Below are 21,134 nucleotides of genomic sequence, written 5' to 3' on the forward strand. Positions count from 1 at the left end.
TTTAAAAAATTCGCATTACATCGTTGAAGGTGACGTAGAGTCCAAGTCCGAGTAAGAATAAAAATCCAATTCTAAAGATGGACTCAATTACTTTTCCAGGAAGAGGTCTTCCGGTAATCGCTTCATACGCATACAATACGATATGTCCACCGTCCGCCATCGGAATGGGAAGTAAATTCATAATCATCAAAGCGATCGAGATCCTAGCCACGAACTCCAAATACGTTTCCCACCCGATCTCTAAACTGATTCCAGCATAAGAAACGATTCCCACCGGACCAGACAAGCTGTCTTTAACGGAAAGAATTCCAGAGAACAACATTCCAATTCCTTTAAGAGTGGTCTCGACGTTTTCATAAACGTCTTTACCCGCAACGGCAAAGGATTCTAAAAAACCCAAATCTCTCTGCATCGGTTCCGGATTGAACTTCATATTCGGTCTAAAACCCAGAAGTCCGATTGGACGAACCTTAGGTTCGGCTTCTAACTTAAGATTTCCCATATCGATCGTAACCGTTGTTCCGTTCTTCGTTTTTACATACGCGAGAAGTTCTTCAAAACTCGGAAAAGTTTGCCCGTCCACGGCAAGGTTCAAAAGTTTTTGACCAAGTTCCGGGTCATAACTTGCAAACTGATAGGATTCCAAATTTAACTCAGAATATTTACGATCTCGAATATTCTTAAACTCTAATATATTGGCACCTAAAACAGGAATTTCCACGGAGACCACTTCCGTAGACCAAGGATTAACCAGCGGATAAGACTTACGATCGACAACTATGTTTACCTTTTGATTTTGGAATTCCCCCAAAATTTTTTGAAGTTCTCCCACTGTAGAAATTGTTCTACCGTTCACCGTTTGAATCACATCTCCGTCGTTCAAGTAACTCAGAGCGCGGGAACGCAGAAGATTTTCTTTATCTTCCTTTTCTTTTTCTAAAAGAACCTCTGCAGGAATATCCCTACCTTCCACAGCTTTTTTCAAACGTTCTTGGTAATAGTTTTCGGCTTCGTGAGATTTATCTAAACGAGAAGACAACCAGTGTTGAAATTGTTCAGGATAACTAAATGTGGCGACTACTCTTCTTTCGCCAAAAGGTTCAACTCCTATGGTAGGAATTCCGGAAGAACGTTTCGGATTATAGATAATTCTAGGAGTTACATTCCATTCCATTGACTTTCCATCTCTTTCTCCTAAAATTTTAAGAGAGTTACCGGAAGATAAACCGACATTCGTCACTATGTCTTCGAACTTTTCGGTTTTGTTTCCGTCTATGGAAAGAATTCTATCTCCCGTTCGCAGTCCGGATTGATACGCTGCTGAAAATTCCTGATCAGCAGGATCGATAAAAACTCTGTTTCCGGGAGGATTATGACCTAGAAAATTCAAAATCAATAATATTCCAAAACCAAGAAATAGATTAAAAAGCGGGCCGCCCAAAACGGGGATCATTCTTTTTAAAGGAGGTGTGGAAAGAAGTTCTCCAGGTTCTCCTTTTACGTCTTCACCGTAGTCATCCCCTTTGAACAGAACATATCCTCCGACAGGAATCGCCGTGATCTGATAAGTGGTTTCACCTACCTTTTTTTTCCAAATTCCTCTTCCGTATCCGATTGAAAAAATTCTAGCCTTAACACCTACGAGCATACCACAAAGAAGATGACCTAACTCGTGTATAAAAATAGAAATCGCCAACATAAAAACAGCGCCTAATACCATGATCAACATGCGGATACTACCTTCCTTGCTTTCAGATTTCGGACGGTTTCGCGGGCAATCCGATCCGCTTCCTCGTATTCTTCCAAAGACGACGGAAATTCAATTTGTATTTCGTCTAACGTTTCTCGAATATAATTCGGAATTTCTATAAAACAGATTTCATCTTTTAAAAACAATTCTACGGCCACTTCGTTAGCCGCGTTAAAAACACAAGGCGCCGTTCCTCCGACCCTGCCCGCCTCAAATGCAAGACCCAAACCAGGATAACGTTTAAGATCGGGCTCGCGGAACTCAAGTTTTTCCCAGTCCTTTGCGGAATAAGACCGTAAAACTTTAGGAACCGGTTCCGGATAAAAGAGAGAATGTGCGATTGGAAAGATCATATCTGGATAAGAAGCATAAATAAAAGAGGCGCCGTCTTTTAATTCTACGATCCCGTGAGCAATGCTCTGAGGATGAATTACAACTCCAATTTTATCATAAGGAACACCAAACAAAAAATGGGCTTCGATCACTTCGAGTCCTTTGTTGATCATACCGTTAGAATCGATCGTGATCTTAGGACCCATGTTCCAAGTAGGATGATGAAGCGCTTGTTCTTTTGTGACAGAGGAAAGATGTTCTACAAGCAAATCCCGAAACGCACCTCCAGAAGCGGTAAGAATGATCTTTTCCACGGAGTTCGGATTTAAAGATTCCAAAAGTTGAAAAAGAGCGTTATGTTCTGAATCCACCGGAACCACTTTTGTATTGTGTTTTGTAATCAAAGATCGAATGAGAGGCCCAGATGTGACTAACGTTTCTTTATTAGCAATTCCTAATTTTTTACCAGAGGTAATTGCCGCAATTGTAGGACGCAAACCAACAGAACCAACAATAGCGGTAATTACGATCTCTACTTCTGGTTCACGTACTAGTTCGCAAAGCGCGGATTCACCATAAAGAATTTGTGTTCTACCCAGTTTATTTCCAAGAACTCCAACGTCCGCAAAGTTAGAACTCACACAAATAAAATCGGGAGAAAATTCTTTTTGAATCTCTTTCGCTTTTTCGAGATTGGAATGAACGCTAAAAGAATGAAGTCTAAATTTTTCCGGATAAGCACGAAGTACCTTGAGAGTAGATTCTCCAACAGAACCAGAAGCGCCCAAAAGACAGACAGAAGTTGTCATATCCGATTAGACTCCAAGATTCCCCTTGATCTGAAGATAGTAATAGAGAACTGGAATCGTAATCAAAAGAGCGTCCGCAAGATCTAAAATTCCACCGTGACCCGGAATCAAAGACCCGGAATCTTTAATCTTTGCGTCTCGTTTCATTGCGGATTCTAAAAGATCACCGATCACACTGACAAAAGATAAAATTGCGGAGATTAAAAAAACTTCCAACCCTTTGACGGCTGCGGAAGTTCCTGTAGAATATTCCCAAATTATGTTGAAGATAAAAACGGAACCGATCGCAGTAAAAATTCCGGTCACGTAACCTTCCCAGGTTTTTTTAGGAGAAATTGCAAGACCGGCCGGATGCCTACCGAACCACCTTCCCCCGAAATAAGCGCCAGCATCTGTCAAAAAAGTGACCACCGAAACAAAAACAATATAATAGATTCCCTGAGCCATTCCGAGCAAAAGTAAAAAGTGACCCAACGGAACCGCAACGTAAAACACACCTAAAAAAGTGGAAGAAACAGAAAATATAGCACCGTCTAACGGGCGTCTGGTGATCTGTAAAGTAAACGTTACGATAAACAACAAAAGGAACAAAACTGGAACCGGATCAAAAGGAGGAATAAAATATTTAATATTTTGCAGAAAAAACAAAGGCGCTTCAAACTGATTTTGAGAACCTAAAAATCGGAAGTAATAAAACGAGATGACAAGCAACATAAAAAAAGAACCGGTTCCACGAAACGGCCTACCTTCCTCACCCCGATCAGAAAGATTGTAAAATTCCTTGATTCCGATAGCCCCACCTAAAAGAAGAATCAAATAGGTCTGCAGATAATAAAAACCCGGATAGAATATCATAAAAAGATAAAATAATATGAGCACGGCCGCGGAAGCGAGTCTTTTAGAAGTTTCACCCATTCGTAAGTCCTCCGAATTTTCGGGTTCTGGTTTCGTACCACTTTAAGGAATCCACCAGAGAATTTTTATCGAACTCGGGCCAAAGAGTATCCGTAAAATACAACTCCGCGTAAGCGGATTGCCAAAGTAGAAAATTGGAAAGTCTTTGTTCTCCGGCGGTTCTGATCAGTAAATCTACGGGAGGAAGGATGGACGTATATAAAAATTTTTCGAACTCTTTTTCTTTCAAAGGCTTTTCCAAAGAAACTTTAGAGCGTTTTCTTTCTAAAAAAAGCTCTTGTGCCGCCCTGAGGAGTTCGTCTCTGGAACCGTAGTTCAAACAGAAGTTAACGGTTAAATTTTTATTTTTTTTAGTTTTATCCACCGCAAAGTCTATCTTGTCTAAAACGCCTCGGGTCAGTTTTTTTCGGCTCCCAGAATGAAGGATTTTAATTCCTCTTTCGTGAATTGTATCCAAACGAGTTTCTATAAACTCGATCAAAAGATTAAAGATAGAACGGATTTCGGTAACGGGACGTTTCCAATTCTCGGTAGAAAAAGCGTAGAGAGAAATATTTTTTAAGCCCAGTTCCAAACTCGCATCCATCAAACGATCGATTGCCTGAGCACCTTCTCTATGACCTTCGGATCTAGATTTACCTCTGGTTGTCGCCCATCGGCCATTACCGTCCATAATAACGGCGATATGTTTGGGGAGATTGGACTCGAACAAGCCCACGTTAGATCGTAGTGATTTCCTTTTCTTTCTCTGTGGTAAGAGAAGAAATTTTATCGATGTAAGAATCTGTGATTTTTTGAATCTGATCTTGAACCGATTTGATCTCGTCTTGAGACATTCCTTCGGTATGTTTTTTAAGATCCTCCATCGCGTCCCTACGAATGTTGCGAATGGCGACCTTTTTTTCTTCGGACTTAGACTTTACAACTTTTGCAAGTTCTTTCCGCCTCTCTCCTGTTAGTTCAGGAATGACAATTCGAATCACCACACCGTCGTTAGTTGGCTGTAATCCAAGACCAGAAGTTTGGATCGCCTTTTCGATGTCTTTCATAATTCCCTTATCATAAGGAGAGATAACTAACATTCTAGGTTCCGGAACAGAAATATTTCCAAGTTGATTGATCGGAGTTTGTGTGCCGTAGTAATCTACTCGAATATCTTCCACAAGAGAAGGATTAGCGCGTCCAGTACGAACGGTTCCAAAATCCTTTTTAACCAACTCTATGGTTTTATCCATCTTAGTTTTCATTCCAGAAATGATTGCATTACTTGCCATCGATTTGAATGTCCTCCGAATTAGAGATCAATGTGCCGATGTTTTTACCAGTAACCAGGTCTTTTAGATTTCCACGTTTAAAAATATCGAACACTATGATCGACATATTATTTTCCATACACAAACTAAGGGCGGTAGAATCCATAACCTTGAGCCTACGATTGATAGACTCCATAAAAGAAATCTGAGAATAACGTTTGGCACCATTGTCTTTTTTAGGATCTGCGGTGTAAACCCCGTCCACCTTGGTAGCTTTTAGAATTACATCACAACCCACTTCTACGGCTCTAAGACTTGCAGTAGTATCGGTGGTAAAATAAGGGTTACCAGTACCACCCGCAAAAATTACGATTCTTCTTTTTTCGAGGTGTCTAACGGCACGACGGCGAATGTAACTTTCTGCAATCGAATTGATTTCAATCGCGGATTGAACTCTTGTATAAAGACCTTTTTTTTCGCAAGCGTCTTGCAAGGCTAAAGCGTTTTGGATCGTAGCGAGCATTCCCATGTAGTCCGCGGTAGCGCGATCAATTCCCGCTTTGGCGAGATTGGTTCCTCGAATGATGTTACCGCCGCCAACAACAAGAGCAATTTCCACTCCTAAATCGTGGACTTCTTTAATTTCTTCCGCGAGAGAATGGGCCTTGTTTGTATCAATCCCAAATTCTCCCTCTCCGGCAAGGGCCTCACCGGAAAGTTTAATTAGAATTCTATTATACTTCGCTTCTGTAGCCAAAACTTAGAGTCCACCCACCTGAAAGCGGACAAAACGGGCAACAGTAATGTTCTCGCCAAATTTTGCGATCGCTTCCTTTACCAAATCGTCTATGGTTTTGGAATCATCTTTAAAAAATGCCTGGTTTACAAGACAAACTTCTGAAACGTATTTTTTAATTTTTCCAGGAAGAATCTTTTCGATCTGATCGGCTTTTTTACCTTCCGCTTCCAATTGAGATTTCATGATCGTTTTTTCTTTCTCTATATCCGCAGCAGGAATGGATTCTTCATTGAGATACAAAGGATTCATTGCTGCGATCTGCATACAGATTTCTTTTCCAAGAACTTCAAAATCTTCGTTTTTAGAAACGAAATCTGTTTCAGAATTCAGTTCCACAAGAACTCCAATCTTTCCGTTACCGTGGATATAAGAAACCACTCTACCTTCTTTGGTTTCTCTTCCCGCTTTTTTAGCAGCCTTCGCGATCCCTTTTTCACGAAGCCAAGTAATCGCTTTTTCAATATCTGCGTTATTTTCTTCGAGAGCTTTTTTGCAGTCCATCATCCCTGCGCTAGTTCTCTCTCTGAGTTCTCTAATTAAGTCCGTTGTAACTGCTGCCATGAATGAAATCCTTATTCGTTTTGATCCACTTCGACCGTGGTAGTGGGGGCGGGGGTGATGGGAGGTTCTTCTGCTGTTTTAGTTTTTTTAGAATCTGGGTCTTCGTCCATAATGAACTTTCCACTTTCATCATATTCACCTTGGTATTCCAAAGCCAAAGCTTCCGAATCCAAATCTTCGCTAAATCTAGGTTGTTCCACAACGCCACCGGTTCCTTCAATCACAGCGTTAGACATGGTTTCCAGAAAAAGAGAAATCGCTCGGATCGCGTCGTCATTTCCGGGAATCGGATAATCAATCAATTCAGGATCGCAGTTAGTATCCACAACTGCAAAGATTTTAAGACCTAACTTTCTTGCTTCTTTAACGGCGATTTCTTCTTTTTTAGGATCGATCACAAACATAATTTCAGGAATGGTAGCCATGTCCTTGATCCCACCGAGAGTTTTACGAAGTTTTTCTAGTTCTCTTCTTAAAGTCAGAACTTCTTTTTTAGTTTTTACTTCTTTTTCAAAACTATTGTCAGCTTCCATCGCTTCTAGTTTTTTCAAACGAGCGATACTTTTTTTTACGGTGTTCCAATTGGTTAAAAGACCACCAGGCCAACGATTGTTGATAAAGAACATATTGGAACGAATCGCTTCTCTTTCAATCGCACCTCTGGCTTGTTTTTTAGTTCCTACAAAAAGAACTTTCTTACCTTCGGCAGTTAATTTTTTAAGAGCGTCATAGGCTTCTTTTGCTTTTTGAACGGTCTTTTGAAGGTCTATGATATGGATTCCGTTTCTGGCCGTAAAAACATACGGAGCCATTTTTGGATTCCATTTACGAGTCTGGTGCCCGAAGTGTACTCCGGTTTCCAGAAGATTTTTCATTGAGATCACTGACATGGTTTACCCCTTTTTTAGTACGAAATACAACGTCGCTACGAGTCCGATTAGACTAGCAGGGGTAAATTGTATTTCGACCTTGATTACGTAGAGTTCAAATTTGATTGCTTCTCGGAGCAGGTAGGAAGAGAAAAAAGGAACGCCTGTTAGGCGATCGAGAATAACTCCCGTCACGGCCCCGGCGAAAAAACCAAGGAGAAGAATGAGGGCTATCTTGCCAATCTCAGCCCTATCCGTAGGCTTTTTCGGGTTAGCAGGTACCACTTTTTACGGATGAAAGCGCGGGTCAATCTTTATTGGGCTGGATCATTTCACAGTTCCCGTCAAAGATCACTCCGTCTGCAATTTGTAATTTAGATGTTTTGATATTTCCGTTTACCTTTCCGGTCGAAAGCATTTCTAACTTTTCAGTTGCAATTACGTTACCGGTAATTTCACCACCTACGATCACTGTGCCCGCTTTGATGTTGGCACGTATCTTTGCGCCTTCGCTGATGAATAGAAATCCTTCGGATTCAATTTCACCTTGGAACTCACCTGAGATTTCAAGAGGTTTTTGAAAATTTAAAATTCCGGAAAAGGAAGTTTCTCTTCCGAGAACCGTGGAAATGGCGCCGTATTCCGTAATGGGGCGAGAAGTTCTAGTTGCGGTTTTCTTGGACATGGATTCTCTTATTTCGTTTTCATTTCAAAAACCCCGTCCCAATCTGCGGGAGGAGGATTTGTGATAAATGCCTGACAACGACCGATGTACTTTTTAGAAGGACCATCGTCCGGAGTCAACTCGATCGCCTTTTTGAATTTTTCAAGCGCTTCTGTAAACTTTCTGGTTTTATACAAGTTCAGACCTTCGCTATAAAACTGAAGAGTTTGTTTCATCGTTTCCGAAATCATAGATCACTCCTTGTAAAGCACCACGACGGCAGTGGAATAATTCTCAGCGTGACTGATCGAAACCGAACAGCCGCTGTATCCTTTGGTAAGAAACAATTCTTTGGATTTTCCATGCAGTACCAATTCTTTTTTTCCGAATTCCTTTCCGAAAAGTTCGATTTCCCTCATATCTAAAATTACATCGTCACCCGGTTCGATAGCTTTGATAAAAGCTTCTTTAACACAAAACCTTCCGCTCAAGTGTGGAATTGGATCTTTCCGATTAGTACAGTATTCCCTCTCTGATTCTGAAAAGACTCGTTTTAAAAAACGATCTCCGTGTTTTTCTAAAAGATCACGAATTCTTGCATTTTCTACAATATCATTTCCTACGGAAATTTTCATTCTTCTTCTAAAATCTCCGGGTTGAGATCCGGTTCGATCGTATTTTCATCCTCTTCTCCGTCTGGTTCTTTTGCGCCACCGTTTTGATTTTGATCCGGTTTTACTTTAAAAAGAATAGATACCCTATCCGGAAACACTCCTAAAACTTCTACGGATTTTAAAGAAGCAGACTTGTTCAGTTTGATTTTGGCAAATACTGGTTTGTTATCTGGAAGAATTTTTTTGGTTTTAGGATCGTATTTATGGGAACATACCACACTCGCAGAAAGTCCTTTGATGACCTGAATACTTTTGAGAGTGGTTTTAGATTGTAGTTTTACAGAAACTTCCGGCTCGGAAAATTCAGCTTCCAAATTTTTATCTAAGTTTTGGCATTTGATCGGAATTCCAAGTAGAAGTGTTTCTCCCGCGTTAGACGCACTTGCAAATATATTTACACGAACCGTAACTTCTTTTACGTTATCTCTTATTTTTACGGAAGCAGGAAAATCGGGAAGTTTATGTTTGTATGTGAAAGATTCTATTTTATCCTTGAGAGAAATAGGAGGAATTGAAATTTTTCCCAAACCTTCCAAAACTCCGGGAGGACCACTGACGTGAACTACAGAGGGAGAAACAAAATGATTCGTCTTTACATAGTTAGGTGGAAGATCCCCGGTAAACTTTACTTCGACAGGAAGTATTTTACCGGAATTTGATTCCACGTTTACCTTAATTTTTTCCCTAAGTTTTGTGATCCTAAGACCCGCAGGAGCTCCCGAAATTTTATAAACGGAAACTAGATTTTCTCCGGCCTTAAGTTCAGAAGAATTGATATGAACCTTTAAAAACTGAGAATAATAATTTACGTATTCTCTAACTCCTTCCACCTTTACGGGTACACTTTTATCGGAAGTTTTGGAAACAATTAAAGAACCGCCTAACTTAGGATATTCGATTGGGATCTGGATTTCTTTTACGAGTATTTTAGAATTTTGTAAATTTATATAGAATACAATCGCCAGAATCAAAGACCCCAGTTTGGCCTGCCAGTTATTGAAGATAAATTTCAACTTCAGCGTTCCACCTTTTCTTCCACAACTGGATTGTGTTTTTCGGAAACGTTATCCCTTTTTTTCAGGATCGTATTGACTAGATTTTTAAGTTCGATCGGTTTAACAGGGTGAGTCATTTCTCCGTCGTAACATACGGAGATTTCTCCGGTTTCTTCCGACGTAACGATTACAATAGAATCCGATTCTTCTGAAATTCCAAGCGCGGCCCTATGTCTGGCTCCCATCCTTGCATCATCCAGATTCTGAGTCATTGGAAGAAAGGCTCCGGCACAGGCGATTCTGTTCTGTTCTATAATTACTGCCCCGTCGTGGAGCGCAGAATTCTTTTTAAAAATAGTAAGGAGTAAACTCGCGGAGATGATCGCGTCTAATTGCACGGACTGATCTATAATTTCCTTTAAACTATTTTCTCTTACAATAGCAATCAGAGATCCGGTTTTATTTTTAGCCATAACCTTTACGGCCTCGATGATCTCTTCTAAATCTGTCATTTGTTTTAATAGAAACGGCTGAAAGATTTTCATCTTAGAAAGATCTGCTGTGATCTTTCTAAGTTCCGGCTGGAGTAAAACGATAATTGCAAATACGAGCGCCGGACGAATACTTTCTATAATCCAATCTAATAGTTCGAGTTCAAACGTGCTCGCAAAAATTCCTAAAAACCAGATGACCGCAACTCCGAGTAATAATTGGATTCCTCTGGTTCTTCGGATGGTAGAATAAAATTGATAAATGAAAAAACTGACGATCAGTATATCGATGATGATAATAAACGGATTTTTACCGAGTGGGAATAGGGATATGTTCTTGAAAAAAAACAATCCAGACTCCCTTTATAATCCCAAAACCGCAAACATATCGTAAAGCCCAGATTTGCGGCCTACTAAAAATTCCGCAGCGTGTACACTTCCGACTGCAAAGGTTTTTCGATCTTGAGCCTTGTGTGTAATTTCGATCCTTTCTTCGGGAGTAAAAAAATATACGGTATGATCTCCAATTACTTCTCCCGCTCGAAACGTATGGATTCCTATTTCTTTGGAATCTCTTTCTTTTAAAATCCCATGTCTTCCATGGACTACGTTTTTAGACGTTCTGCCTAACGTTTCTAAAAGTATATTTTTTAATTTTTCGGCGGTTCCAGAAGGTGCGTCCTTTTTATGACGATGATGAATGTCCTGGATTTCTATATCCGAAATTTCTCCCATTACCTTGGCCGCGATTTCGGTTAACTTGAACAATAAGTTTACTCCAATAGACATGTTAGGTGAATATACGATTCCGATTTCTTTGGAAGCCACTTGTAACGCATCTTTTTGAAGTTCTGTAAGCCCTGTGGTCCCGATTACAACCGGCTTTCGATGTTGAATACACGCCTTAAGCGTAAAATCTAAATTCTGGTGAGTGCTGAAATCGATCACACAATCTGCACTCCGTACCGCAGCTTCTAAATCGGAGGAAAAATTGACTCCGTTTTGTTTGATCCCGGAATGTAGTCCAGAATCCATTCCTAAAAATATGGAATTTTGGCTGACTATCGATGAAGATAACGTGGACTTGGCGGAAGTAGAAAGTACTGAGATGATAGCGCGCCCCATTCTTCCGGACGCTCCGATCAAAGCGATTTGGATTTTTGAAGTTCGGCTATTCATATCCTTTCTCTTTCAGACCTTCGAGCACCTTTTTAAATTTAGAGCTTATCTCGTTTTGAGAAAGTGGAGTCAGCGGCAATCTTATTTCAGGACCACAGTAACCAAACCAGTGCATCGCCGCCTTGATTGGAATCGGATTGGTTTCCATAAACGCAAGCGCGAAGAATTCAATAAAATCGTAATGTATTTTTTGTGCTTCGGAAATTTTTCCCTCTTGAAAAAATCTTACAAGTTGCACTAAAGCTTTTGGAAATAGATTGGAAATGACGGACACAACCCCTACTCCTCCGATCGCAAGTAAAGGAAGGGTCAAGTTATCGTCTCCGGAAAGTACTGTCATTTTATTTCCTACTAAGGAAATTAATTTCCCCATTTGTCCCAGATCTCCCGTGGCTTCTTTCATAGAACGAATCTGTTTGACCTCACTAAGTCTGAGTACGGTTTCCGGTAATAAATTTACGGAAGTTCTTCCTGGAATATTATAGAGCATCACCGGTACGGTGGAACGTTCAGCAATCGATTTAAAATGTTGAAAGAGTCCTTCTTGTGTCGGTTTATTATAATAAGGATTTACGGAAAGGATTCCGTCCACTCCGTCTTTACAAGCCGCCTCTGTCAATTCGATGGCTTCTTTTGTAGAATTGGATCCGGTTCCAGCTACTACTTGAATTTTACCTTGTACTGCTTTGACGGTTTCTCGAATGAGTTCTGCGTGTTCACTGTGGGAAAGAGTGGGAGACTCGCCCGTTGTTCCACAAGGAACAACTCCGCTAACTCCGGCTTTGGTTTGTTTTTCCAGTAGTTTGAAATAACTGTCGTAATCAATTTTATCGTTTTTGAATGGTGTGATGATCGCCGTATAAACGCCCTGGAACATAGGGTTAGGTTCTTGATTTGAGTCGGATTTGGCAATCAAAAACGTTTCGATTTCTGATTGCAGTGAGACTTCTTACTTCTAGTCTGGATTGCCAATGAAGCAGATTTCTTTTTTCTGGAATCCAGTATTTACGTGTGCTCTCATATTTTTAGCCACGTCATTTTTTTCTTGGATTTATCTTCATTCCAAAAGGTTCGTAATTTCGGACGTCTCAAATGAAAGAAGTATGCACGTCGGAACTACAAAAAAATCGGGAGGTATTTGGATTTTACTTCCTATTTTTTGTTTAGCGGTCGTTTGGTTCTGTGTTTTTGAAATTCCGGATCGTAAAATTTTTCTATTTTTTACGGGTTTGTTTTTCTTTTTTTTGATCGGTCTTGCTGACGATCTTTTTTCATTGAGCGCTGGGATCCGTCTCGTTTTGGAAATTTTTTTCTTAATTGTCTTTTTTTATCTGGAACCAGTTCGATTTTCATTTCTAAGTTTAGATTTAGAAAACATTCCTGGTCTTTCCACTTTGATTTTGATCGTCTACGTCTTGTTTGTTGTTAACGTTTGTAATTTTATGGACGGCCTAGACGCATATCTTTCTTCTCATTTCCTTCTTGCGATTTTGGCGTTTCCATTTTTATTTCATTCCCAACTTCCTTTGTTTTATCCTTGGATCTGCGCGGGTGTTTTTGGATTTTTAGTTTTTAACTTACCCAAAGCAAAACTCTTTTTAGGTGATTCCGGTTCTCTTCCTCTCGGTTATACGATCGCGATTCTTCCTTTGTTTTTTATTGATGATAAATTTTGGGGTTCGTTTGAAATTTCTTCCGCGTTCTTTTTGTTGCCAGTGTTTTTTGTGGACGGCGTGGTTACGATTCTTTTGAGATTCAAAGACGGAGAAAATATTTTTCAAGCGCACAGAAAACATTTGTATCAACTCGTCGCGGTAAAAACCGATCGAAAGGACCTTGTGTCGATCGTATTTACGACGGCTAATTTACCTGCAATGATTCTCTTTGGAGTTCACAGAGAAGTCGGAATTCCAGGTAGTATTATTTTTTGGATTTCCGTAACGGCTTATTCAATTTGTTATTTTACCGTCTTTTATAAGTTAAAACGAACATAAATCGTAAGACTATTTTCAAAAGATCCAAAAAAACGAATTCAGAACTTGTCCCAAAACTTCAAAGAACTTTACGCGATCATTCTTTAAAAATTTTTAATAAAATGCAGTAGTCCTAAATTAAGTCGCAATTTTCGAGCAGTTCTAAAGTCGTTCAATTTTTGCAGTAGTTCCCACATTTATGAAACTCAGCGTCTCACTTCTATTGGCGTTCGAAGTAACTCAGCGTCTCACTTCTATTGGCGTTCGACAGGTTTTGGGACAAGTTCTTAATATTTTTCGAATTGATCAAAATCCATTTAGACGAGTGCTTTTATAATATAGAGTAATTGAAAAATGAATCTCCATCAGTTTTTGCTTCAAAGAAACGATAGATTAAAGTATTTTTATTGATTTGAACTATTGAATTTTTCAACAACTCTAATACTTCGTTTACTCCCCAAAACTTGCTTCTGATCGATCTCACACAAAAAAAGCCAACCACAGAACCTAACTATTATTAGGCGAATGTTTCTGCTTGATTAAAATGAAATCGTCTTTTTGCGCTAAAAGTGGTTTTGTTAAACTAGATAAACTAATTTTTTGTTTTCCATTTTCATCAAAATTTTTAGAATCTAGCCATTTTTCAAATGCTTCCTGAATCGAATTCCATTCTGAACTTATTATTGAATACCATGCAGTATCACGATTTCTACCTTTGTTAATTGCATGTTGTCTAAATGTTCCTTCGTATGAAAAACCATATCTCTGTGCGGCCTTTCGCGAAGGAATGTTTAAAGAATTACATTTCCATTCGTATCTTCTAAATCCTAATTCAAAGGCGTAATTCATCATTAAATACATTGCTTCCGTTGCAGCCTTTGTTCTTTTAAGTAGATTTGAAAAATTTAAATGACCGACTTCAATAGATCCTTTTTCCTGATCGATTCTAAGATATGAAACAACTCCGACTGACTTTGAAGTATTTTTATCTATAATAGCATAAAAAGTAGGATCAACTAAATTCTGAATTTCTCTAATCCAATTTTGATATTCTATAAATGTGTTAAAAGGTCCATAAGTTAAATAGGTCCAGCATTCTCCATTTTTATCCACAGAATTAGCTTCGTATAATTCTTTTGAATGTATCTCAGAATCTAAAGGCTCTAATTTACAAAATTTTCCATCCATTACCAATTTTTCCGGAAATTTAGGTACACTCCAATTTTGAATTTTCATTCCGATAGGTTGGTTGTTTGAATTTAATTCATACTGAATCATTTTTTAAGCTTCCTTGATCGAAAAATTGATGTCTTTGCAAAAATGTCCGCTTAATAACGACTACGTTTTACAAAAACGAAAAGCGGGAAACCGAAGTTATGTGCGTTGTTTATACCTTTTTAATAATTTATCTAATTCATCTTTATAACAACTTATGTTATATCCATGAATCATAATAAAATCTAATTGTCGGCTTTCGGGTAAAGCATTCTTATAAGCTTCAATATCATCTATATACTCTAATTCTAATTTTATAAATTGATTTTTATCATTAGCTTTTTTAAAACTCTTTTCCAAATCATAAAGATTTTCGAGTTTTTTAATTAAATCATCGATTCGTTCTTTTGATAAACCGGATTTTTCCATAATTAATTTTATTACTCCTGACTTTGTTGATTTTGGAGTAATACTTATTAACTTATCTTTTGAAATTAATGGCAATGATATCTCTCTATCTATTTCCATATAACCTGCTATCATCCATAAAAATATTGACCCTGGCCCAATTGCTAAAGGTCCATTAATTTTACCATCAACAACTTGACAAAGAACCTCTCCGCTCGTATCTTTAAAAGTGGGATGAAACACAAAACTTCCATCACCACCACTTATAGGAGATTGTATGTTATATAAATCATAATCTTCATCCTTCCATTTGGTTCCCTCAAGATTTTTGACGTTAATTCTATTATCAAAAGCAATTTGTCCGCCGAATACATTTTCTCCTTTCCAGATACCCATAGTTGCATGTTCAGAGAATATTCTTTTAACTGATTCAGGCCACTGTTCTATTTTTTTTGCATCCGCAGGCTCGGTAAGTTCAATTGAAACATCATTAACAAGCTTTACTTTAATATTTTCATCCAAATATTCGACACCTTCGACTTTAGAAAAAATTCTCTGAAATAAATCCAAACTGGATGGTGTATCCAATAAAAGCTCTTTAAAATGTTCGATAACTTTTTCATTATTCTGAGTCCATTCTTTATTCATTTTATTTCCTTTTATAATATTCTAATATAAATTTAAATTAATAAAATATTTTTCTCATTTTATCTTTCAAACCCCAACAGCATTTGTCTCAACTTCTCCGACTTGTTTACAATTAACAATAATTATTTCACTTAGTGTAACAGAACCTCTAATAATACAAATGCCGCTGAGATGGCCCCATCACCAAATAAACGTTTGCCCGTGTCGAGCATAACTGGAAATATTTTAAACTATAGCCCATACACTAAATCATTCTTAAGCGACAGTTGAATGAGTTCGCATCATCACTTCATAAAAAGAGAAAGATAAAACAAACATTATTCAAAAACACAACATCTCCAATAGGCAACTTTTACTCAAACCTATATAATTAACGCGAGTTCTATGAGAAGATCTAAGCGAATCCGGCTTGCTACAGGCAAGCCGGACCGGGCTCTCAGCTCTGGTCAATAAATTGTATATAGGAAACATTATATAACAATCGTCTTTAGTTACAATTTATTGACCTCGCATCGATCCCGTTCGCGGTTCTGAGCGCGCCTAAACTTGCAAAAAGAATTGGCACAAGTTTTTGCTTGTCTCCTAAACCAAGAGATATGTCGAAAACCAAATTAAGAACGTATTAGCAATTCTGAATGGAATTTTTTCTTATGGGTAAAAAGAAAATGTTGTTTATCCCGCTGCGGCCTTAAGCGCGGCGATGTCAATTTTCTGCATCTTCAACATCGCTTGTGTTGCACGTTCAGCTTTTGCACGATCTTTATGAGATATAAGTTGCAAGAGAATCTTAGGCGTCACCTGCCACCACATACCGTATTTATCCTGAAGCCAACCGCACATTTTTGCTTTGCCGCCATCTGCGAGAAGGGCATTCCAGTAATAATCTACCTCTTTTTGCGTTTCTACACTGATCATGAATGAAACGCCCCAGCTGAATTGAAAATCAGGTCCGCCATTATAGGAAAAAAATTTTTGACCATTCAAAATGAAATCGGCCTGCATCGAGTTAGCACTGAGAATTTTGGACTTTTTGAAGATCGATACATAGAAATTTGCTGCTTCCTCGGGATTCGCGTTAAACATGAGAAAAGGTGTTATACTATGCGACGGAGCGCCCACGTATTTAACTTTCGTTCCATCAGATTTCCGCTTCAGCGGACTGTTTTTTTTCTTTGATTTTACCATGTTTTCCTCTTTTTTAGAGCGATTGAATCGCCTATGCTACAAATTTTATGAAAATAGTCATTTCAAATTTTTCGTCAGATATATGTCCCAGCTGCACAAACATTTCATGGTTTAGATTTGTTTGTATAACTGCATTGATGAACCTTACAAATTGATTTATCATTAAACAAATAAATTCAGTAGGCCACTTACATAATTTATAATATTGTTAAATGAATTTAATAAAAAGTATTATATCAAATAGGAAACTCAAAATGTTCCATAGCATAACCCTAATATTCGTCCAATAAAAGAGTCTACTTGATATTTGTGCCAGGTATCTGCCGCGCGAAAGAATTGACAGAAGCTTGAGCAAATCTTAATGAGCAATTACAAAACGAATGTTTAAATGAAAATTGGTTTAAAAATATTGAAGAAGCTTCAGTCTTATTGCCAAGGATTGGAGAAACTCAGAGAAGCCACAAGCTTTCGGGGGATTGACATTGAAGACGATCTGCTTAAGACGAATTTTTAACACCTGACACTAAAAACGAGGTCACCTCATAATTCATTCAATTAATTACTAAAGCAAATCTAAACAAATTTCAAAAGTAATATCAATTAACTATCACAAAGAAATCCTCCCCTTCTTCAAAAACAATCTTATTTACAAAATAGACATTATAAACATAGAATACGATCGGTTTCTAAAACAAAAAGACCGTATTCTATTCATTCTAACTACATCAATTTATTATAAACAATTAACGGTATCTTTTACAGCCTGCTCGGAGAGTATAAGAGAATCATTTAAGAGCCGGTCTCAAAACTACCTATCAAAAAAGTTAAAAGCAATGATAGAGCTTGCGAGATAAAGAGATGCAAGATAATTTTCAGATTTTCTTTCCCAACGAATTAGGATAGCCCTGAATCGATTGTGCCAACTGTTAGTTCTTTCAACGACCCAACGTCTAGGTTTTCCTTTATATTTACCGATGAGAGGCTTTTCACCTTTTTTCCGAATATGAGATTGAATGTTTCTTCTTTTGATTAAAACTTCTATATCTTTGAAATCATAACCTTTATCTAAACAAATATGTTTTGGCTTCTTTCTTCTTTTTCCGGAAAATATTAGGATTGAATTCAACGTATCTTTTACACCGTGTTTGTCATGAACGTTAGCTCCAGTCAATGTAATTGCCAAAGGAATTCCATTTCCATCTGTAAGAATATGCCGTTTAACACCTAATTTGGCACGGTCTGTAGGGTTTTTCCCAGTTAAGCTCCCCCTTTGGGAGCTTTAACCATTGCCGAATCCATCGAAGCCCAGTCCCATGCTATTTGATTCTTTACATCATAATATTTTAAAATAGATTTATAAATCTTTTTGAATACTCCTGCTCGTTCCCATTCTTGAAATCTTCTGTGACAAGTTTGGCCTGATCCAAACTCATTCGGAATGGCACGCCACTGACAGCCTGTTTTCATTCGATAGATGATACCTGACATTACTACTCGTGTTGGTACTCGATTGCGACCTCCTTTCGGATTTACATTTTCTTTCGGGATTAATGGGGCTATTTGTTTCCAAAGTGCATCCGGTATCTCTGAATAATATTTGTCCATTTCACATTGATATTATTACCCTTTCTCTCTACAAACAGTTTTGAGACCGGCTCTAAGTTCATAATATCTTTACACCAATCATTCATATTTGTTGTTTGTTGGATTGGAATATGACCCCAAATATTATTTCTGGCAAATACAGTGACACCAGAAAGACCTTCAGTTAAAATTTGCGAAGTAAAATTATAACATCTGAATGTATTTTCTCCTGCGCTAGATCCCCCACCTCCTAAATCCAAATTTCCCACTCGTACGACTGCTGTAAATCTTACGTTTTGAAAAAGATTATATTCCGCCTTACTTCTATACGTTTGAGATACTTCATTAATCGAGTAAGTACTTCTAGTAAAATGATTACTGATAATCGAATGGTTTCCCCCATTTCCACTGATATAAATTCCACTTCCGTTTCGATCCGGTTGATAAGTGCTGATGGAATTATTACGAATGATTGTCCCCATTTTATTTTCTAGGCAAACGGCACAACGTGTATTGATGAGTCTATAATCAGAGTTCTCAATTTGAAAACCTGCAATCGTACTATTGTTGCCTAAAACTACAGTCTCTCCCAATCTTGGAGTAGAACCAGTACCTCCGTAAGCGCTCCCACTATTCAGTTTCTTAAAAGTTTTATTTTTTCCCCAACAAAAAATCCCAGTCCTTATCTTAGAGTTATTTAAAACTTTATGATAGTCTGCGAAATTTGATCATAGACCGGATATACATTTTGCTAGGTGATTGATAGAAATTTAGAAAAAATTGAATCTTCTTTCTTTATATTTCGAAATTTTTAAGAATTATAAATTCGTAATAGGATTAAAAGATTTTTATTTTATGAATGTAAAACCGAATCAATTCCTATTGCAACTTGGACATAAAAAAGATCTTTCAAAAATTTTTATTTTTTTTTATTCAATAGAGTTGTTGAAAAATGAATCGCGACTTAGTTTCTGTTTCATGGAAACGGTCATAGTTTTATTGATCGTAACTATGAAATTTTTCAACAACTCTAATAAAATTCGTGAAAGTGGATTTCGGATTTGAAAGGTTCATCATTAGTAGATTGTTTATTTATAAACGATCTCAAAAACATCTTAGAATAATCGGAATTAAGCAAAGATAAAATATTTTTGAAATGGTTTTTAATAGATTTTCATAGGCGAGATCTATTAAGAAGAAACCAAACCGTTTTAGGTTTGGCAATTGAGTTAATTTTTTTTAAGTAAGTTTTATTAGTTCGATCATTTTATCCAGATACGAAACAAGGATCTTATTGACGTTTTTTCCATTTTTAAATTTAAGATTCTTTCTTATCAAATTTCAAAGAACTGATTCAGTCATAGTTTTTAATTTTATATGTCAATCTATCATAGAAGTTCAATTTGTAAGTTAAATTCTATGACAACTAACGCATGTTTTATGTTAAAACTTCGCATTTACAATCTAGTTCAACTTTTTTTCAGTCCAAAAGTATACGTAAATATCCCTTCAAAAATTCGAATTGTATTCTATACGCTAAACAAAAATCTAAACCTTTCGTAAGACACAAGTCCGTCTTATTGAAAGTTTGGTAGTAAAAGTTCACACATCTAAAATTCAATTGTGTAAAATTTTTTTTGATTACTTAGAGCCGTATAAAAGAATATTAAATATTTTGCTTTGAAATGAGGTTTTGTAATAAAAATTTAAGATATTTGGTTTTATAAAAATCAGTAGAACAACATAAATTTTGAAACAAATCCCGATTTAGAAACAGTATTTTGGACACTTTATTATATCGTCTTGAGTAATGGTTTGGATTTAAGTAGTAATTCGTAAAAAGTGGTTCCGTTATCTGAAATCTAAGTAAATGATAAATCGTATTTTTATTGTTAGGTGTTAATTGCTTTCTTTTCTTAATTTTATCTGAAAAATCTAATTTTAAAGTAGTGTTTTTGTTTTTCTATATTTCTTAAAAAACCAAATTACAAACTGCTTTTCGTTTTAGCGAATTGATCTCCATTCTATAAACTTCAAACACAACACTTCTTCAATTTATAATATTCAAAGTTTTAAAGAGAGTTAGAATTCATAAGTTCTATGATTATTATCCCAAAAATATCCCATTTTGGCATATTCTATTCCAGAATGTAGAATATCCTCGTTTTGTTTAAGTCACTCCATTCACACGAAGCGAAAATTTTTTGTAAAAATCTTATCGCTGCCAGAAAGGACGCCCGCCTTACCCAACTCGAAGTTGCCAATCGTTTAGGTGAACCTCAATCTTATATTTCCAAGATTGAATCCGGCGAACGCAGATTAGACGTTGTTGAATTCTGGAGGATTTTCAAAATCCTTGGGAAATCTCTGGAGTTTTACTTTCAATTTGATGACAAACAAGTCAGTTTTGAGAAAAAGTCTAAAACTTTAAAAGCGGCCAGAAACAAACGTAAGAAAAAATAAGTTTTGACTTTCCCTTAGCACTTGTCTCAAAACTTAGGAACTACGAAAATTGATCAAGATTAGAACTGCTCGAAAATTCGCAATTTATCTTGTAGGAACTATTTTATGCCCCTTTCTCTTAAAAAGTCGGTTCAAAAAATCACCTACTTTCTGTTAGGTTATGGGAACTCCCGCGTTTTTGGATTTTATTTTTTCTCAGTTTATTCCTGATTCTCGCAAAAACTTATAAAACAGTGTAATAGAAACAATATAACGTGAGCCAATATATGTTTTACGAAAAAAGAAAAGATATGAAATTCGAAAGAAAATACAAGCGCAAAACAAAACGCAAATTTCTTGTAATAACAGATTGAGTTCGACTTCGAT

The 21,134-nt window shown here is 37.2% G+C and carries 22 protein-coding genes and 4 pseudogenes; 3 read left to right on the plus strand and 23 right to left on the minus strand.

All coding sequences use genetic code 11. The annotated features are described in order from the left end of the window. Position 1 precedes the first annotated feature (1 nt). Genes LEP1GSC059_RS13030 through dapA form a run of 16 tightly spaced genes read right to left on the minus strand, consistent with a single transcriptional unit; the run spans position 2 to position 12,169 of the window. Positions 2 to 1,729: a site-2 protease family protein gene (locus LEP1GSC059_RS13030; RefSeq protein WP_002179615.1), complete on the minus strand. Its 1,728-nt coding sequence runs from the start codon at positions 1,727 to 1,729 to the stop codon at positions 2 to 4. Continuing rightward, positions 1,723 to 2,892, minus strand: a complete 1,170-nt coding sequence (gene dxr, locus LEP1GSC059_RS13035) for a 1-deoxy-D-xylulose-5-phosphate reductoisomerase (protein ID WP_017215927.1) — start codon at positions 2,890 to 2,892, stop codon at positions 1,723 to 1,725. Before dxr ends, LEP1GSC059_RS13030 begins: the two co-directional genes overlap by 7 nt. 6 nt (positions 2,893 to 2,898) lie before the next feature. Beyond that, positions 2,899 to 3,807 (minus strand): phosphatidate cytidylyltransferase, encoded by a 909-nt coding sequence (locus LEP1GSC059_RS13040; RefSeq protein WP_002179625.1) that lies wholly within the window; start codon positions 3,805 to 3,807, stop codon positions 2,899 to 2,901. Beyond that, positions 3,800 to 4,480, minus strand: a complete 681-nt coding sequence (locus LEP1GSC059_RS13045) for an isoprenyl transferase (protein ID WP_002179604.1) — start codon at positions 4,478 to 4,480, stop codon at positions 3,800 to 3,802. The genes LEP1GSC059_RS13040 and LEP1GSC059_RS13045 overlap by 8 nt, the downstream gene beginning before the upstream one ends. Before the next feature lie 46 nt (positions 4,481 to 4,526). Further along, on the minus strand, positions 4,527 to 5,081 hold the full coding sequence (frr, locus tag LEP1GSC059_RS13050) for a ribosome recycling factor (RefSeq protein WP_002179624.1): 555 nt from the start codon (positions 5,079 to 5,081) through the stop codon (positions 4,527 to 4,529). After that, complete coding sequence (gene pyrH / locus LEP1GSC059_RS13055; RefSeq protein ID WP_000179852.1) at positions 5,071 to 5,817, minus strand: UMP kinase; 747 nt, start codon at positions 5,815 to 5,817, stop codon at positions 5,071 to 5,073. Before pyrH ends, frr begins: the two co-directional genes overlap by 11 nt. A gap of 3 nt (positions 5,818 to 5,820) precedes the next feature. Continuing rightward, entirely contained in the window at positions 5,821 to 6,420 is a 600-nt protein-coding gene (gene tsf, locus LEP1GSC059_RS13060) for a translation elongation factor Ts (RefSeq protein WP_002179616.1), read from the minus strand. Between the two features lie 11 nt (positions 6,421 to 6,431). Next, complete coding sequence (gene rpsB / locus LEP1GSC059_RS13065) at positions 6,432 to 7,310, minus strand: 30S ribosomal protein S2 (protein WP_017215928.1); 879 nt, start codon at positions 7,308 to 7,310, stop codon at positions 6,432 to 6,434. 3 nt (positions 7,311 to 7,313) lie between these two features. After that, on the minus strand, positions 7,314 to 7,574 hold the full coding sequence (locus LEP1GSC059_RS13070) for a hypothetical protein (RefSeq protein ID WP_017215929.1): 261 nt from the start codon (positions 7,572 to 7,574) through the stop codon (positions 7,314 to 7,316). Positions 7,575 to 7,596: 22 nt separating this feature from the next. Next, a complete protein-coding gene (locus tag LEP1GSC059_RS13075) occupies positions 7,597 to 7,974 on the minus strand; it encodes a bactofilin family protein (RefSeq protein ID WP_002179608.1) in 378 nt (125 codons plus the stop codon). Between the two features lie 8 nt (positions 7,975 to 7,982). After that, complete coding sequence (locus LEP1GSC059_RS13080; RefSeq protein ID WP_002150737.1) at positions 7,983 to 8,204, minus strand: tetratricopeptide repeat protein; 222 nt, start codon at positions 8,202 to 8,204, stop codon at positions 7,983 to 7,985. 3 nt (positions 8,205 to 8,207) lie between these two features. Further along, the gene (acpS, locus tag LEP1GSC059_RS13085; protein WP_002150795.1) at positions 8,208 to 8,588 is read right to left on the minus strand and encodes a holo-ACP synthase; all 381 of its coding nucleotides are present in this window, start codon (positions 8,586 to 8,588) and stop codon (positions 8,208 to 8,210) included. Further along, the gene (locus LEP1GSC059_RS13090) at positions 8,585 to 9,640 is read right to left on the minus strand and encodes a CdaR family protein (RefSeq protein ID WP_002179623.1); all 1,056 of its coding nucleotides are present in this window, start codon (positions 9,638 to 9,640) and stop codon (positions 8,585 to 8,587) included. Before LEP1GSC059_RS13090 ends, acpS begins: the two co-directional genes overlap by 4 nt. Before the next feature lie 2 nt (positions 9,641 to 9,642). Next, on the minus strand, positions 9,643 to 10,464 hold the full coding sequence (cdaA, locus tag LEP1GSC059_RS13095) for a diadenylate cyclase CdaA (RefSeq protein WP_017215930.1): 822 nt from the start codon (positions 10,462 to 10,464) through the stop codon (positions 9,643 to 9,645). Between the two features lie 12 nt (positions 10,465 to 10,476). Further along, positions 10,477 to 11,292: a 4-hydroxy-tetrahydrodipicolinate reductase gene (gene dapB, locus LEP1GSC059_RS13100; RefSeq protein ID WP_017215931.1), complete on the minus strand. Its 816-nt coding sequence runs from the start codon at positions 11,290 to 11,292 to the stop codon at positions 10,477 to 10,479. Continuing rightward, entirely contained in the window at positions 11,285 to 12,169 is an 885-nt protein-coding gene (gene dapA / locus LEP1GSC059_RS13105; protein WP_036026847.1) for a 4-hydroxy-tetrahydrodipicolinate synthase, read from the minus strand. Before dapA ends, dapB begins: the two co-directional genes overlap by 8 nt. Before the next feature lie 94 nt (positions 12,170 to 12,263). Between dapA and LEP1GSC059_RS13110 the strand changes: the two genes are divergently transcribed. Further along, positions 12,264 to 13,286, plus strand: coding sequence for an MraY family glycosyltransferase (locus tag LEP1GSC059_RS13110; protein WP_002179620.1), 1,023 nt, complete (start codon positions 12,264 to 12,266; stop codon positions 13,284 to 13,286). A 486-nt stretch (positions 13,287 to 13,772) separates the two neighbouring features. On the opposite strand, the gene LEP1GSC059_RS13115 is transcribed toward LEP1GSC059_RS13110, so the two are convergent. The 4 genes and pseudogenes from LEP1GSC059_RS13115 to LEP1GSC059_RS13125 form a co-directional block, all read right to left on the minus strand. After that, the gene (locus LEP1GSC059_RS13115; protein ID WP_017215932.1) at positions 13,773 to 14,543 is read right to left on the minus strand and encodes a GNAT family N-acetyltransferase; all 771 of its coding nucleotides are present in this window, start codon (positions 14,541 to 14,543) and stop codon (positions 13,773 to 13,775) included. A gap of 96 nt (positions 14,544 to 14,639) precedes the next feature. Beyond that, positions 14,640 to 15,536, minus strand: a complete 897-nt coding sequence (locus LEP1GSC059_RS13120; protein WP_020980908.1) for a hypothetical protein — start codon at positions 15,534 to 15,536, stop codon at positions 14,640 to 14,642. A 66-nt stretch (positions 15,537 to 15,602) separates the two neighbouring features. Beyond that, positions 15,603 to 15,814: pseudogene (locus LEP1GSC059_RS24285) on the minus strand (dihydrofolate reductase family protein); the annotation flags it as partial. A 394-nt stretch (positions 15,815 to 16,208) separates the two neighbouring features. Then, complete coding sequence (locus LEP1GSC059_RS13125) at positions 16,209 to 16,721, minus strand: VOC family protein (RefSeq protein WP_002179099.1); 513 nt, start codon at positions 16,719 to 16,721, stop codon at positions 16,209 to 16,211. A gap of 354 nt (positions 16,722 to 17,075) precedes the next feature. On the opposite strand from LEP1GSC059_RS13125, the pseudogene LEP1GSC059_RS24975 reads away from it, so the two are divergent. Then, positions 17,076 to 17,242 (plus strand): annotated as a pseudogene (locus LEP1GSC059_RS24975) (integrase core domain-containing protein); the annotation flags it as partial. Between the two features lie 287 nt (positions 17,243 to 17,529). Here the strand turns inward: LEP1GSC059_RS24975 and LEP1GSC059_RS23130 are convergent. The 3 genes and pseudogenes from LEP1GSC059_RS23130 to LEP1GSC059_RS24710 all read right to left on the minus strand — a co-directional run. After that, positions 17,530 to 18,326 (minus strand): IS5 family transposase gene (locus LEP1GSC059_RS23130; protein ID WP_202900244.1). Its coding sequence is split into 2 segments (ribosomal slippage): positions 17,530 to 17,981 and positions 17,981 to 18,326, totalling 798 coding nucleotides; the frame shifts between segments, so codons are not numbered across the junction. Continuing rightward, positions 18,278 to 18,937: pseudogene (locus tag LEP1GSC059_RS13140) on the minus strand (DUF1565 domain-containing protein); the annotation flags it as partial. The pseudogene LEP1GSC059_RS13140 and the gene LEP1GSC059_RS23130, both read right to left, overlap by 49 nt. A gap of 1,015 nt (positions 18,938 to 19,952) precedes the next feature. Then, positions 19,953 to 20,328: pseudogene (locus LEP1GSC059_RS24710) on the minus strand (hypothetical protein); the annotation flags it as partial. 143 nt (positions 20,329 to 20,471) lie between these two features. On the opposite strand from LEP1GSC059_RS24710, the gene LEP1GSC059_RS13145 reads away from it, so the two are divergent. After that, a complete protein-coding gene (locus tag LEP1GSC059_RS13145; protein WP_002179100.1) occupies positions 20,472 to 20,768 on the plus strand; it encodes a helix-turn-helix domain-containing protein in 297 nt (98 codons plus the stop codon). Positions 20,769 to 21,134: the final 366 nt, after the last annotated feature.

This window comes from Leptospira noguchii serovar Panama str. CZ214 (assembly GCF_000306255.2).
Taxonomy (GTDB): Bacteria; Spirochaetota; Leptospiria; order Leptospirales; family Leptospiraceae; genus Leptospira; species Leptospira noguchii.